General features: G+C 68.9%; 19 protein-coding genes. 5 read left to right on the top strand and 14 right to left on the bottom strand.

The window, feature by feature from the left end; all coding sequences use genetic code 11:
• Positions 1 to 55: 55 nt before the first annotated feature.
• Genes P3T39_RS25445 through P3T39_RS25430 form a run of 4 tightly spaced genes read right to left on the bottom strand, consistent with a single transcriptional unit; the run spans position 56 to position 1,949 of the window.
• Entirely contained in the window at positions 56 to 694 is a 639-nt protein-coding gene (locus tag P3T39_RS25445) for a DsbA family oxidoreductase (protein WP_280701266.1), read from the bottom strand.
• Between the two features lie 42 nt (positions 695 to 736).
• A complete protein-coding gene (locus P3T39_RS25440) occupies positions 737 to 1,225 on the bottom strand; it encodes a nucleoside deaminase (RefSeq protein WP_280701265.1) in 489 nt (162 codons plus the stop codon).
• A complete protein-coding gene (locus tag P3T39_RS25435) occupies positions 1,222 to 1,542 on the bottom strand; it encodes a multidrug efflux SMR transporter (protein WP_280701264.1) in 321 nt (106 codons plus the stop codon). The genes P3T39_RS25440 and P3T39_RS25435 overlap by 4 nt, the downstream gene beginning before the upstream one ends.
• Before the next feature lie 32 nt (positions 1,543 to 1,574).
• Positions 1,575 to 1,949: a multidrug efflux SMR transporter gene (locus P3T39_RS25430; RefSeq protein ID WP_280701263.1), complete on the bottom strand. Its 375-nt coding sequence runs from the start codon at positions 1,947 to 1,949 to the stop codon at positions 1,575 to 1,577.
• Positions 1,950 to 2,150: 201 nt separating this feature from the next.
• On the opposite strand from P3T39_RS25430, the gene P3T39_RS25425 reads away from it, so the two are divergent.
• Positions 2,151 to 2,567: a MarR family transcriptional regulator gene (locus tag P3T39_RS25425; protein WP_280701321.1), complete on the top strand. Its 417-nt coding sequence runs from the start codon at positions 2,151 to 2,153 to the stop codon at positions 2,565 to 2,567.
• A gap of 129 nt (positions 2,568 to 2,696) precedes the next feature.
• Here the strand turns inward: P3T39_RS25425 and P3T39_RS25420 are convergent, their stop codons facing one another.
• The 7 genes from P3T39_RS25420 to P3T39_RS25390 all read right to left on the bottom strand — a co-directional run bounded on the left by P3T39_RS25420 (position 2,697) and on the right by P3T39_RS25390 (position 8,047).
• Positions 2,697 to 2,921 carry a DUF6253 family protein gene (locus P3T39_RS25420; RefSeq protein ID WP_280701262.1) on the bottom strand — a complete coding sequence of 75 codons (225 nt, stop codon included), beginning with the start codon at positions 2,919 to 2,921 and terminating at the stop codon, positions 2,697 to 2,699.
• A 10-nt stretch (positions 2,922 to 2,931) separates the two neighbouring features.
• A complete protein-coding gene (locus P3T39_RS25415) occupies positions 2,932 to 3,726 on the bottom strand; it encodes a maleate cis-trans isomerase (RefSeq protein WP_280701261.1) in 795 nt (264 codons plus the stop codon).
• 61 nt (positions 3,727 to 3,787) lie between these two features.
• The gene (locus P3T39_RS25410; protein WP_280701260.1) at positions 3,788 to 4,474 is read right to left on the bottom strand and encodes a transglutaminase-like domain-containing protein; all 687 of its coding nucleotides are present in this window, start codon (positions 4,472 to 4,474) and stop codon (positions 3,788 to 3,790) included.
• A 78-nt stretch (positions 4,475 to 4,552) separates the two neighbouring features.
• Positions 4,553 to 5,692 carry an acyl-CoA dehydrogenase family protein gene (locus P3T39_RS25405; RefSeq protein ID WP_280701259.1) on the bottom strand — a complete coding sequence of 380 codons (1,140 nt, stop codon included), beginning with the start codon at positions 5,690 to 5,692 and terminating at the stop codon, positions 4,553 to 4,555.
• 111 nt (positions 5,693 to 5,803) lie between these two features.
• The gene (locus tag P3T39_RS25400) at positions 5,804 to 6,178 is read right to left on the bottom strand and encodes an ectoine synthase (protein ID WP_280701258.1); all 375 of its coding nucleotides are present in this window, start codon (positions 6,176 to 6,178) and stop codon (positions 5,804 to 5,806) included.
• Positions 6,179 to 6,272: 94 nt separating this feature from the next.
• On the bottom strand, positions 6,273 to 6,533 hold the full coding sequence (locus tag P3T39_RS25395) for an acyl carrier protein (RefSeq protein ID WP_280701257.1): 261 nt from the start codon (positions 6,531 to 6,533) through the stop codon (positions 6,273 to 6,275).
• Entirely contained in the window at positions 6,530 to 8,047 is a 1,518-nt protein-coding gene (locus tag P3T39_RS25390; RefSeq protein WP_280701256.1) for an AMP-binding protein, read from the bottom strand. The genes P3T39_RS25395 and P3T39_RS25390 overlap by 4 nt, the downstream gene beginning before the upstream one ends.
• A 736-nt stretch (positions 8,048 to 8,783) precedes the next feature.
• Here P3T39_RS25390 and P3T39_RS25385 point away from each other — a divergent pair.
• Both P3T39_RS25385 and P3T39_RS25380 read left to right on the top strand, forming a co-directional pair.
• The gene (locus P3T39_RS25385) at positions 8,784 to 8,981 is read left to right on the top strand and encodes a hypothetical protein (protein WP_280701255.1); all 198 of its coding nucleotides are present in this window, start codon (positions 8,784 to 8,786) and stop codon (positions 8,979 to 8,981) included.
• A 2-nt stretch (positions 8,982 to 8,983) separates the two neighbouring features.
• Positions 8,984 to 9,340 carry a metalloregulator ArsR/SmtB family transcription factor gene (locus P3T39_RS25380; protein WP_280701254.1) on the top strand — a complete coding sequence of 119 codons (357 nt, stop codon included), beginning with the start codon at positions 8,984 to 8,986 and terminating at the stop codon, positions 9,338 to 9,340.
• 57 nt (positions 9,341 to 9,397) lie between these two features.
• On the opposite strand, the gene P3T39_RS25375 is transcribed toward P3T39_RS25380, so the two are convergent.
• The gene (locus tag P3T39_RS25375; RefSeq protein WP_280701320.1) at positions 9,398 to 9,721 is read right to left on the bottom strand and encodes a helix-turn-helix domain-containing protein; all 324 of its coding nucleotides are present in this window, start codon (positions 9,719 to 9,721) and stop codon (positions 9,398 to 9,400) included.
• Between the two features lie 169 nt (positions 9,722 to 9,890).
• On the opposite strand from P3T39_RS25375, the gene P3T39_RS25370 reads away from it, so the two are divergent.
• Positions 9,891 to 10,985, top strand: a complete 1,095-nt coding sequence (locus P3T39_RS25370) for an NADH:flavin oxidoreductase/NADH oxidase (RefSeq protein ID WP_280701253.1) — start codon at positions 9,891 to 9,893, stop codon at positions 10,983 to 10,985.
• 39 nt (positions 10,986 to 11,024) lie between these two features.
• Here P3T39_RS25370 and P3T39_RS25365 read toward each other — a convergent pair whose 3' ends face one another.
• Together P3T39_RS25365 and P3T39_RS25360 are read right to left on the bottom strand one after the other, a co-directional pair.
• A complete protein-coding gene (locus P3T39_RS25365; protein WP_280701252.1) occupies positions 11,025 to 11,339 on the bottom strand; it encodes a hypothetical protein in 315 nt (104 codons plus the stop codon).
• Between the two features lie 134 nt (positions 11,340 to 11,473).
• Entirely contained in the window at positions 11,474 to 12,169 is a 696-nt protein-coding gene (locus P3T39_RS25360) for an FCD domain-containing protein (RefSeq protein ID WP_280701251.1), read from the bottom strand.
• Between the two features lie 137 nt (positions 12,170 to 12,306).
• On the opposite strand from P3T39_RS25360, the gene P3T39_RS25355 reads away from it, so the two are divergent.
• Positions 12,307 to 12,855: a gluconokinase gene (locus P3T39_RS25355; protein ID WP_280701250.1), complete on the top strand. Its 549-nt coding sequence runs from the start codon at positions 12,307 to 12,309 to the stop codon at positions 12,853 to 12,855.
• Positions 12,856 to 12,933: the final 78 nt, after the last annotated feature.

Genomic DNA, 12,933 nt, shown 5'->3' with positions numbered 1-12,933 from the left:
ACTTTCCCGTCGTTTCGTCATGCGGTGGGCGAAGCGGCGCAGGGCGGTGGGGAGTTCAGCAGCCGTCGATGCCGCAGGCGGTACCCGACTCGATCCGGCTCTCCGATTCGGCGGCCGCGATCGCCCGGCGGATCCGTTCCGGGTCGACCACCCCCTCGATCCGCTGGGTGCCGCCGATGATCAGGGTGGGGACACTGTGGATGTCGTTGGCCTCGGCCAGCCGCAGCGCCTTCTGGTGGGCCTCGGTGTACGTCCCCTCCTCCAGGGCCGTCCTGAACTCCTCGACCGGAAGGCCAAGTTCGCCGGCGAGCCGGACCAGCACCTCGATGTCGCCGATGTCCAGGTTCTCCTGGAAGAACGCCCGCAGCAGGCGCGGGGTGTACTCCGTGCCCTTTCCGTGCGCGGCGGCGAACTGGTAGCCCTCGAAGGCCAGTCGGGTGTACGGCTGCGGGGAGATGTCGGGCAGCCGGATGGGCACGTCCATCCGCCGGGCCATCGGGTAGACCGACCGGGCCCAGACGGTCTGCAGGTACTCGCCCTCCGGGTACAGCGTGGGCACCGGGTGGGGGCGGAGCTCGAAGGGCATCCACTCGATCTCCACGTCCAGACCCTCGATGGCCTTGCGCAGTGGCTCCTCGGCCAGCAGGCAGTACGGGCAGACGTAGTCGGACCAGACCTTGATGGTGGTCGTCATGAGTCGTTCTCCTCTCGGAGTGCGGCGGTTAGGACCGACCGGTCAGTGCGAGTGGCGGGCCAGGTAGTCGTCGAAGGGCTTGCGCGCCCCCTCCACCGGTAGCGAGGTGACCTTCATCGGCCAGCTCACCGGGTCGGTGGCGAAGATGTCGTACGAGCGCCGGTAGTCGAACCCGCCCGCGGCGGCCAGCTGGCGGTCGGCCGCGTACACCACATGGCCGATGTTCGAGTAGAGGGCCGTCAGGTAGCAGAGCGCACAGGGTTCGCCGGAGGCCACCAGTACGGAGTCCGCGACCACGTACATACCGTGCTGCTTGATCGCCTCGCGGATCGCGACCACCTCGGCGTGGGCGGTCGGGTCACGGTCCTCGCGTACCCGGTTGACCCCGGTGCCGAGCACCTGGCCGCGGTTCACCACGAGTGCGGTGAACGGGATTCCGCCGCGTGCCACGTGCTCGACGGAGAGCCCGACGGCCTGGCGGACGTAGTCGGACAGTTCCGACTCGGGGCTGGGCAGTGGCATGGTGCTCATGCCCCGGCGGCGAGCTTGAGGATGAGGGCGCCGCCGATGATGGCCGCGAAGGAGGCCAGCTTGGCCGGGGTGATCTTCTCCTTGAAGATGATGGCACTGAAGATCACCGTGCCGATGGAGCCGATGCCGGTCCACACGGTGTAGCCGACACTGACGTCCAGCGTCCGCAGCGCCAGGCTGAGGGTGAAGATCCCGCCGGACGCGGCGAGCAGGGTGAACACCGACGGCCACAGCTTGGTGAAGCCCTGGGTGGCGTTGGTGCCGAGCGCGAAGGCGATCTCGAAGACGATGGCGATCGAGAGGAAGAGCCAGGCCATGACGTTGCTCCTTGGGGGATGCGGGGAGGGGATCAGACGGTGATGACGGACTTCGGCTCGGCCTGCGGCTCGGAGTCCTTGCCCTTGGTGAGCTTGTCGGAGATCTTGAGACCGAGGACGCCGCCGATGATCAGAACGAAGGCGAGCACCTTCCAGGCGTTGAGCGGCTCGTGGAAGATGATGGTGCCGAAGACGACGGTGCCGACCGAGCCGATGCCGGTCCACACGGTGTAACCGACGCCGACGTCCAGCGTCCGCAGCGCCTGGCTGAGGAAGAAGATCCCGCCGGCTGCGGCCCCGACCGTCAACAGGGACGGGCCCAGCACGGTGAAGCCGTGGGTGGCGTTGGTCGCGAGCGCGAAGACCACCTCGAAGACGGAGGCGATGAGCAGGTAGATCCAGGCCATGGGAGAAGCTCCGATTCATTTGTATGTACGAGCAAGCTCTGCTCCAAGAGCTTGCATGCACATGTATTCTTGTGTCAAGTGCCACCGCTCGACGGGCCGGACCTCGGCGAGCCGGCGAAGAAAGAGGAGGCCCTGTTGACCGCGGTATCCACAACCCCTCGTGCCGTCACCCCCGCGCCCGAGGCTGCGCCCGACGACGCCATGTGGCAGCACGCCACCACCCTGCACGCACACGTGGAGGAGCGGCTGGCCGGCGTGCTCCAGCGGCAGCACGGCCTCGGCCTGTCGGAGTACCGCGCGCTGGCGAACCTCGCCGTGGCCAAGGACAGCGAACTGCGGATGCAGGAACTGGCCGACAAGGTCGGCCTCAACCAGAGCTCGGTCACCCGGCTGGTCGCCCGCCTGGAGAAGGCCGGCTTCACCTACCGCGACCTGTGTCCGGACGACAAGCGCGGTGTCTACACCGTCCTCACCGACCTCGGCCGCAGCCGCCACGCCGAGGCCGCGCCCACCTACGAGCAGACGCTCAGCGCGGCGCTCGACGAGGCGCAGCAGGCCTCCGAGGCACTCGGCTCCCTGGTGGCCGCCATGCGCGCGGCCTTCGCCCCGACGTCCTGAGGCCTCGCCCGGCCGTCGCCCGGTTTCCCGACCGCGGAGTGGTCCACGGGCGGGCCGCGGGCCGACATGCCTGACCGGGCAGGCCGCGGCGGGGTGCGGGCCTGCCCGGTCAGGGGCGGGGCGTGATGGTCAGTTCAGGGCGGCGACCGGGCTCGTCCCGGTGGGGACCTGCTGGTGCGCGCGGTAGCGCAGGAAGCCGGGGATCTGCTCGGCGCGACGGGGGGAACCACGGTGCAGAACCATCCCGAACACGTGGGTGCCGTCCTCCCACCAGCAGATCAGGGGCTCGGTGTGGCGCTCCCCGTCGGGGCCGGAGAACTCCGCGAGGTAGCCGTGGGCCGGCAGCAGTGCCATCGTCACTTCCTCAGCTGGTGGGAACGGCGCCGAACAGTCGGCCGTACGCGTTGATGTCCTTGGCGGCGGCCCCGGCCCCGGCCGCGTGCAGGGCGTGCCAGAGCAGGACCTGATTGGCCGTCAGTACGGTGAAGCCGAGTTCGGACTCCAGCTCGGAGATCACGCCCACCGCGCGGATGCCGTTGCCGGCGACCAGGACGGCGTCCGGTCGGTGGCTCGCCACCTCGCTGCGGATCCAGGCCGAGAGCCCCTCCGGAGTGATCTCCCGCTGGTTGCTGGGCAGCCCGCAGGCCCCATGGTGGACCACGTCGAAGCCGTGTGCCTCGAAGTACCAGGAGCCCATGGCGGAGAGCTCGTCGTCGAACCACGGCGGGTTCACCAGGGCCAGCTTGGTGGCGTCGAGCGCCCGCAGGCCCTCGACCGCCGCTGCACAGGTGCCCACCAGCGGTATGCCCCTGGTGCGTTCGGCCAGCCTGGTGAACAGCTTCCGCTCGCCCTCGGGCCCCAGGACGTAGGACGAGCTGGTGAAACCGAGGGCGATCACATCAATCGGTGCCGCGGCCAGCAGCTCGGTGGCCTCGTCCACCAACGGGGGCTCGGTGAAGGCCTGCACCGGCGAGTGCGGGATCTTGGGGTCCATCTCCCCGCCGGGGCGCATCGCCCCGAAGTGCAGTCGCGAGCCGTGGATGAAGACGTCCTGCGGGGCCATCGCCTGAAGTTCCGACTCGGGGCCGACGTCCGCGTGCGGTACGACGACTCCCACCCGCGCCCGGGCCTGCCAACCGTCCGTCTGGGCCTTGCTCATGCTTCTCTCCTCCGCTGCTCTGCTCGATTCCCGCTGTCCGCTCCGGACCTACGCCCCGGACCTACGCCCCGGCCTCGTCGGCCAGCGAGCCGCTGGCCACCGTGCCGGAGCCGGACAGGAACTTCGGGTGCTTGGCCCGCATCTGCGACATGACGAACTCGTACGGCAGGTCGTCGAACTCGCCGTGCATCTGCAGGAACTCCATGTGCCGGCGGCCGTCGCCGTCGAACGGGTGGTACAGGCTGTCGGCGGTGCCGTCGAACTCAAGCGGGGTCATCCCGTAGAGCCGGCACAGCATCTTGTTGAACACCGGGGTGGCCTTGACCCACCGGCCGTCGAGGTGGACGGAGGTCAACGCGTGGAAGAAGACGTCACCCCCGATGTGCTCCCTGAGCCGGTCGGAGGCCAGGTGGTTGCGCACGTCCCCGAAGACCAGGCGGCTCGGGACGCCGACGGCCCGTACCGCGGCGGCGTACAGGACCGACTTGTGCAGGCAGAAGCCCTGGCCCTGGACCGCGATCGAACTGGCCCGCAGGCCCGTGCGCGAGAGGTCCGTCCCGTACACCTCGTAGAAGACGTCGTCCCGTACCGCGTAGTACAGCCGGACGGCCTTCTCGCGCGCAGAGGTGTCCTTGTCCTTGATCACCCGGTCGACGAAGGACCGGATCTCGGGAGCCTCGTAGTCGAGGAATTCGGTGGATCGCAGAAGGTTCGCATGGTCGTCCGCGGCGACGGTGGTGGCCGACATGGTTCTCCTTGGGTGGGTGGCTGGTGACAGGCCGAGCACTGCTGCGGGCCCGGAGTACCGCTTGGGGCCGGAGTACTTCTAAAGGCCGAGCATCGAGGCGATCCGGGTGCGCTGGATCTCCGAGGTTCCCGAGTAGATCGTTCCGGACAGGGCGTTGCGCACGTCCAACTCCAGCCCCGTCTCGGTGAGATAGCCGGAACCCCCGAAGAGCTGCAGTGCGGCCAGTGCAGTGGCCTTGTTCGCCTCGCTGACCACGACCTTGGTGGCGGCGACGTCGATGGTCGCGTCCTTGCCCTCGACAACCTTCTCGGCGGTGTCGTAGAGCCACTTGCGGGCGGTCTCCACCGAGATCTTCATATCGGCGATCCGGTGCGAGACCGCCTGGAACTTCCCGATCTCCTGGCCGAACTGACGCCGGGTACGGGCGTATTCGAGGCAGCGCGCGAGCCGGTGCTCCATCTCGCCCAGGTTGATGCTGAACGAGAGCAGGATCTCCCGCTTCATCACGTAGTCCAGGACGATGAACCCGGCGCCCGCACCGCCGATCAGGTTCGCCGCCGGTACCCGCAGATCCTCGAAGCGGAGCTCACCGAACGGCGAACTGCGCAGCCCCATCTTGCCCATGGCGGGACCGACCGACAGGCCGGGCGTGTCGCGCTCCACCAGGAAGACGCTGATGCCGAGCGGGCTGCCGGCCGCCCCCGTGCGGACGTACAGCAGGAAGACGTCGGCGATCGGGGCGTTGGTGATGAACTTCTTGCTGCCGTTGAGGACGTAGTGGTCGCCGTCCCTGACGGCGGTCGTCCTGATGTTCATGACGTCGGAGCCGTACTCGGGCTCGGTGATGGCGTGTGCGCCGATCCGGGAACCGTCCACGATCCCCGGGAGGTAGCGGTCCTTCAGAGCCTGGCTGCCGAAGTGCTGGAGCGGGACACCGGTGCTGACGATCTGGGTGGAGACGGAGAAGTTCAGCCCGGCGTCCCGGGAGGTCCGGCCGAGCTCCTCCAGGGCGTACATGGTGGTCGGCAGGGACTGCTCCAGGCCGCCCCACTCCTTGCCGAACGGCAGCCGGAGCAGATCGGTCTCCCGGATCGTCTTCCACCTGTCCCAGGGGAACTCCTCCCGCCTGTCCCACTCGATGTGATCGGCACTCAGGGAGTCGGCCCACGGTCGCAGGCGGTCTCTCAACTCCTGCTGCTGCTCGGTCCAGTCGATCATCGTGCCGTTCCTTCCAGTCCTTGTCGGGTACGGGCGTGGCAGGGCCGACCGGCGCACCCCGGGAAGGGGCGCCGGTCGGCCCATGTCAGGCGATGAGCCATGACCCTGGGGTCAGTAGCGCGAGAAGCCGTCCTCGCTGAGGCTGTGCGTCTCGTCACCGCGCAGCGCGGGGGTGAAGACGCAGATCAGCCGGAAGTCCTCGTCGTCCGAGGCGATCAGGTAGTGCGCGTCGTGCTTGTCGAGGGCGTACATGGTGCCCGGCTTGATCTCGATCCGCTCGCCGCTCACGGTGCCGACCGCGCCGCTGCCCTCGACGCAGTAGCAGGCCTCCAGGTGCCGCTCGTACTGCAGCGGCGAGGACGTGCCCTTGTAGACGAGGGTGTCGGTCAGGCTGTAGCCCATCCCGTCGGCCTCGGTCAGCAGTCGGCGGCTGACGCCGTTGCCCCACTCCACGGCCTTGACGTCGTCCAGGCTGCGAATGATCATCTCGTGCTTCTCCTGAATCTGGTGATGTGCGGAAATCAGCTGTACGGGATTCAGCTGATGAGGGAAGGCCGATCAGCGAAGGCCGGTCGGCTGGTCAGGCGACCGGCAGTGTTCTCCGGGACTCGTCCACGAAGTTCCGGATCGCCTCGATGCTGCGGAAGTTCTCCGGAGCGATGGCGATGTCGTCCAGCGGGAGTCCATAGGTCTCGGCCACCCAGGAAATAACCCGGAGCAGGCCGAGGCTGTCGATGACGCCGTTCTCCACCAGGTCGTAGTCGTCGGTGAGTTCCGCTGGATCGGTGTCCGGCAGGAACTTGGCGGTGATGAATTCCTTGATCTCGGCGCTCGTCGTCATGAAACTGTCGTCTCCATTTCCATCCGTCGCTGCTTGATGAGATTCCGGTCGGGCTTTCCGGTGGGCGTGCGCGGCAGTGAGTCGTCCGCGACGACGACCGTGGCGGGAATGGACGGGCGCGGCAGCAGCCGTGCGCAGTGCGTGCGCAGGGTGAGGCCGTTCAGCGAGCTGCCCGGCTCGCGTTGCACGACGGCGTACAGCCGTGCGCCGGCCAGTTCGTCGGGGAGGGCCACCACCGCCGCGTCGCGGACCTCGGGGTGGCCGAGGATGACCTGTTCGATCTCCTGCACATTGGTCCGTACACCACGGACCTTGACGTAGAAGTCGTCGCGTCCCTCCAGCAGATGGACGCCGTCCGCCCGCCGGGTCACGATGTCGCCGGTGCGGTAGTACGTCCGCCCGGTCCCGCCGTCCGGGTGCGCGGCGAACACCCCCTCGTTGCGACGGGCCTGAAGATAGCCCGTGGTCTGGAAGGGCGTGGACACCAGCAACTCCCCGGTGCACTCCCCGTCCAGGGGCTTCCCGTCGGGGCCGACGACGATGGCGTCCACCCCCGGCAGCGGCCGCCCGATGGGGATCCGCTCGTCGGGTGCGAGCTCCTCGACCACGACCTCGTGCCGGAAGCTGTCATTGGTCTCGGTACAGCCGAAGATGTTGTGCAACCGCGCCGAGGGGAAGACCTCGGGGAGGCGGACCAGCAGGCCGTGCGGCATCGCGTCGCCGGTGAACACCACGTGCGCCACGCTCTTGTACGGCCGCTCGTCGCCTCGCCCGCCGTCGGCGAGCAGCCGGTAGAACATCGGCACGGCCTGGACCAGATGGACGGGGTGGGTCTCCAACAGCTCGGCCAGATAGGTGGAGTCGGTGGCCCGCGACTGATCCACCAGGACCACACGGCCGCCGACTCGCAGCGGGGCCCAGACATCGAGCAGCGACAGGTCGAAGTTCAGCGGGGCGTAGCTCAGTACCGCGGTGTCGGCTCCGAGTTCGAACTGCTCGGCGCTCCAGCTCAGAAAGCGGTCGGCCGCTTCGGTACCGATGGGCACGATCTTGGGAGTTCCGGTCGAGCCGGAGGTGGTGAGGAAGAGCATGGCCTCGTCCGGGGCCGGCAGGACGAATCCTGCGGCCGCCTCGGCCGAGGCCGGTACGGAGCGGATTCCCAGTACGGCAGGTCCCTCGGCGGAGCGCTCGGCCGCCAGGACATGCGCACAGGAGGACTGCTGGCAGAGCAACCGCAGTACGTCCTGGCCCAGTTCGGGCGAGGGCAGCAGCACCTGCCGACGGTCCATCAGGCAGGCCAGCAGCAGTCCGACGGTCTCCGGTGTCTTCACGGCCGGGACACACACCGGCCGCCCGGTCGACACCCGGAGTTCCGCCATCGCGGAACGCAGTTCCAGTGCCAGATCCAGCAGGCGGTGGTAGCTGATGTGCTCGTCGCCGAATACCAGGGCACACGAGTCGGGGCGATTCCCGGCCTGTTCGAGAAATAACTCTAATAATTTCCGTGAAGGCATGGCTGATGGCCTTTCGCGGTGCGTTTTTGTGTACGCGGAGATCCCTTTGGGATCTGCCAGGGGAAGCTTGGACGGGCAGGTCAGCTCAAGGATTCGGCCTGGCTGGAACGGCCGGACGGCCGAGGAATAGCAGTCCGCTGCGGCCGTCCTGGCAGGCAGCGTGCAATGCGAGAAATTACCATGTGCGGCATGCTGGAAACACCCCCGTTTGATGCGAACTCGCGAGTCCTTTGCGATTCTCGTGCTCGATCGCTGGAAATAGTACACGAGCGTGCCTGTTTTGCAGTGACGGAGATCACAGTGGCGAGTTCGGAGGGTAATGTAAACCTATTTCGCTGCTGGGCAACTGGCAACTGATATCAATGCGGATCATTTCCGTGCAGGAGTCGAGGCCGGGAGGTGGGGGCGTGCGTATGCGGAGCCGGTGGCCGGCGGGGGGAGTCTGCGCCAGCGTCGGCCACCGCGCCGTGTCCGTGGGTCGCACCGTCCCGCTGTGCGGGCCATGGGTGTCAACTCGCGTGCCCGAGCAAGGAGTTGGTGGCCACTGCGCGAGCACCGCCGCGTTGCGGCGGTGCGGGGCCGATCGCGTCCTGCTCGCCCCGGCGCCGGTCGCGCGGCCGCCTGCCACCGGGCTCAGCGGCTGCTTCCGCACCCCGGCGGCCGGCCGGCACCGCCACGTACCGGTCCGGCCGCTCGTCGACTTGAAGAATTCTTCACATTCATAGATCCTGTACGCGTGACCGATGTGTTCGCCCAGGAGCTGCGCGAGCAGCTCGACCAGGCGCGCCTCGACCTCGCGAGTGCACGCGAGGCCGGGGACGACGACGGCGTGGACGCGTACCGGGGGCGAATAGCCAGCCTGCTGCGCATTGCCGAACGGCACGGCATCGACATCCCGCACACCCGGTACGAAGAGGGGGAGGAAGAGGACTGAGGATGCCGGTCCCGCTGTACCAGGCGAAGGCGGAGTTCTTCCGCACCCTCGGTCACCCGGTCCGGATCCGTGTCCTGGAGCTCCTTCAGGACGGCCCGCGCCCCGTCCGTGAACTCCTCGAGCAGATCGACATCGAGGCCTCCAGCCTCTCCCGGCAACTCGCCGTGCTCCGCCGTACCCAACTGGTCACCGTGACCCGCGAGGGCGACGCCGTGGTGTACGAGCTGGGCACTCCCGACGTCGCCGAGCTGCTCCGCGCCGCGCGTCGGATCCTCACCGACCTGCTTGCGGACCAGGGTGAGCTGCTCGTCCAGCTGCGCAACGGCGCGGCCGTCGAACCCGGGGGAGTCCACCGGTGACCGACGCCGGGGCGGACTGATCTTCACTGTCGGCAAGCACTGACCCGGATGTCGCCGTTACTCGCCAAGACGTGCCCGCTGGGCGAGCGCGCCGTTCAGCACACTCTCCAGCAGGCCGGGGAAGAGCCCGTCCAGCTCCGCCCGGCGCAGGCGGCTCATCCTGGCCGTGCCCTTGCGGTACTGGCGGATCACCCCTGCCTCGCGCAGCACCTTGAAATGGTGCGTACTGGTGGACTTGCTCACCGGCAGGCCGAATGCCTGGCAGGTCATCTCGTGCTGCTGGACGGCCAGTTCGGTGACGATGCGCAGTCGGCAAGGGTCCGCCAGGGCATGCATCACCGACTCCAGGCGGATCTCCTTCGGGGCGGGCTCCGGCAGCACGCCGGACTCGTCGGGGGCGGCTGGGGCCTCGGGGGCGGCTGAGGTCTTCTGGGTCACCTCTCGATGGTACGAGAGTAATCGTAGTTTGACAGATGTCGTACTACGAGAGTTATCGTACGACTGTCTTCGGAGCCTCGCTCACCCCGTCCAAGGACCCCAAGGAGCAGTCGTGAGTGCCCTGTTCGAGCCGATCACCCTCCGTTCGCTGACGATCCCCAACCGGATCTGGCTGTCGCCGATGTGCATGTACTCGGCCGCGGCCGAGGGGCCCGAGATCGGCGTCGCCACCGACTTCCACCTTGCGCACCTGGGCGCCCGGGCCGCCGGTGGGGCCGGTCTGGTGATGGTCGAGGCCACCGCGGTGCGCCCCGAAGGCCGGATCTCGCCGTACGACCTCGGGCTGTGGAACGACCGGCAGCAGGAGGGGCTGGCCCGGGTGGCCGCGCTGATCAGGCAGCACGGCTCGGCCCCGGGGATCCAGCTGGGTCACGCCGGGCGCAAGGCGTCCAACGACCGTCCCAGGGCGGGCGGCGCCGGCCTCTCGGCGGAGCAGGGCGGCTGGGAGACGGTCGGCCCGTCCGCGCTGGCCTTCAGTGCGGACAGGCCGGCACCGCACGAGCTGACGGTCGATCAGATCCAGGACGTGGTGCGGGCTTTCGCCGACGCGGCGAAGCGGGCTCTGGCGGCCGGATTCCAGGTGGCCGAGGTGCACGGCGCGCACGGCTATCTGATCCACCAGTTCCTCTCCCCGTTCAGCAACCACCGCACCGACGGCTACGGCGGCTCCTTCGCCGGCCGCGCCCGGCTGGCGCTGGAGGTGGTGGCGGCCGTCCGTGCGGTGTGGCCCGAGGAGCTGCCGCTGGTCTTCCGGGTCTCGGCCACGGACTGGCTCGACGGCCGGCCGGGCTGGACGCCGGAGGAGACCGTCCGGCTGGCCAAGGAGCTCCAGGCCATCGGCGTGGATCTGTTCGACGTCTCCTCCGGCGGCAATGTCCCCGACGCCAGGATCCCGCTCGGCCCCGGCTATCAGGTGCCCTTCGCCGCCCAGGTGCGCCAGGGCAGCGGTGCGGCCACCGGTGCGGTCGGCCTGATCACCGACCCGGCCCAGGCGGAGGAGATCGTCGCAAGCGGCCAGGCCGATGTGGTGCTGCTCGGCCGCGAGCTGCTGCGCAACCCGTACTGGCCGCTGCACGCCGCCCGCGAGCTGGGTGCCGAGCGGCGCTGGCCCGAACAGTACGACTACGTGGTCGGCCAGCGCGGCTAGCGGCTAGGTCCTGTCCTGGTCCGGCGGAGCCCGGCCCGGTCAACCCTGAAGCGGCGTCCGGTGGGGATCCGGGCGCCGCTTCGTCTCCCGGCTCCCGGCCGGCGGCGAGGCCGAGCCCGGGCCGCGCAGCCGCTGAGCGGCGATCTGACGTGAGATCAGAATCTCCAGCAGGCACCAGAGTGTGCCGAACACCCCGAGTCCGGTGGTCAGCAGAGCCGGTGTCAGCAGCCAGCTGTGTCCGTAGGAGGCCACGACCGCCACCATCAGGCTCACCAGAGTGCACGAGAAGATCAGCCAGGCCCGGACGGCGGCGGACCGTACCTCGTCGGGCAGGCGGCGGCGTGCAGCGGACATCGGCGACCCCCAGGCGCGGACGGCATGCTGAAGCGGGGCGGCCCACGGTGAAGCACCCCCGTGCGACAGACTGCCCCATTCGGCGTCAATCATTCCCTCAAAACGCCGAATCATGCCCAAAACGGGCATAAGGATCAGTCCACGGTTACGTTCAGCTCTTCGAGCGCCCCCACCACGATGGTGCGCATCGCCTGCTCGGCCTGCTCCGCATCGCCCGCGCAGATCGCGTCCGCCACCTCCCGGTGCAGCCGCACCGCGTACGGCCGCGGCTGGTGCGGCATCAGGTGATGCTCCGTCCGGCCCGTGAGCACCGCGCCGACGGTGTCGCCGAGATGCGCGAACATCTCGTTCCCGGACGCCCGCAGGATGGTCGCGTGAAAGGCGATGTCGTGCTGCAGAAAGCTCGTGAGGTCGGCCGCGCGGGCGGTGACGGTCAGTTCGACGGCCAGTGCGCCGAGTTCGCGCCGCTGGTCGTCGGTGGCCTGACGGGCCGCCAGGGCGGCGGCGGCCGGCTCGACCGCCACCCGCAGCGAACCGAGCGAGCGCAGCTGGGCCGAACGGTCCGCCCCGGCCAGGCGCCAGCGGATCACCATCGGGTCGAAGACGTCCCAGTCCGACTTGGGCTGCACGGTGATGCCCACCCGCCGCTTGGACGTGACCAGCCGCATCGACTCGAGGATGCGCACCGCCTCCCGGACCACCGTGCGGGAGACGCCGTATCTGACCTCCAGCTCCTCGCTGCGCAGCACCGTGCCGGCCGGGAGTTCGCCGGAGGCGATGGCTGGTCCGAGGTCTGCGAGGAGTCGGCCGGGCAGGCCCTGGATGTCCATCCGTCCAGGGTAGAGGCCGCCGCCGAGGCGACCGGCCGCCAGGCATAGAAAGTATGACGATTGCGTTCCGGAGTCTTGAATAAGTCATATCTTTAGGCGAAGGTTGCAGCCGAGCAGGCAGAACAGGAGCACCACCTATGGCTCTCAGCGTCGAGATCCAGCGCCCCATCGTCGTGGTCATGGGCGTTTCCGGAGTCGGGAAGACCACCGTCGCCCGGCTGCTGGCAGAGCGGCTCGACCTCCCGTACGCCGAGGCCGACGACTTCCACCCGCCCGCCAACATCGCCAAGATGACGGCCGGAGTCCCGCTCGACGACGAGGACCGCAGGCCCTGGCTGCGGGCCCTCGCCGACTGGCTCGGCGACCGCGCCCAGGACGGGACGGGCGGCGTCGTCACCTGCTCGGCACTCAAGCGGCAGTACCGCGACATCCTGCGGGCCGGCTGCCCGGACGCCTTCTTCCTGCACCTCAGCGGCGGCCACGCCCTGATCGAGGACCGGCTCGCCCACCGCACCGGGCACTTCATGCCGTCCTCACTGCTCGACTCCCAGTACGCCACCCTCGAACCGCTCCAGCCGGACGAGCACGGCACCGTACTGGACGTCGCCCACACCCCCGCACAACTCGCCGAGCTGGCTGCGGCCGCACTCGGACCGACCCGCGCCCCCTACCGCCGGTCGCTCTGAGCCCGCTCGCCTCCGGGCGTTCCCGAATCCGCAGTACCCACTCATCGCCGTACTCCCTTGTTCCCCGGCGGCCCGTAG

The organism is Kitasatospora sp. GP82 (assembly GCF_029892105.1).
Classification (GTDB): Bacteria; Actinomycetota; Actinomycetes; order Streptomycetales; family Streptomycetaceae; genus Kitasatospora.
This window is presented reverse-complemented; position numbering and strand designations above follow the sequence as displayed.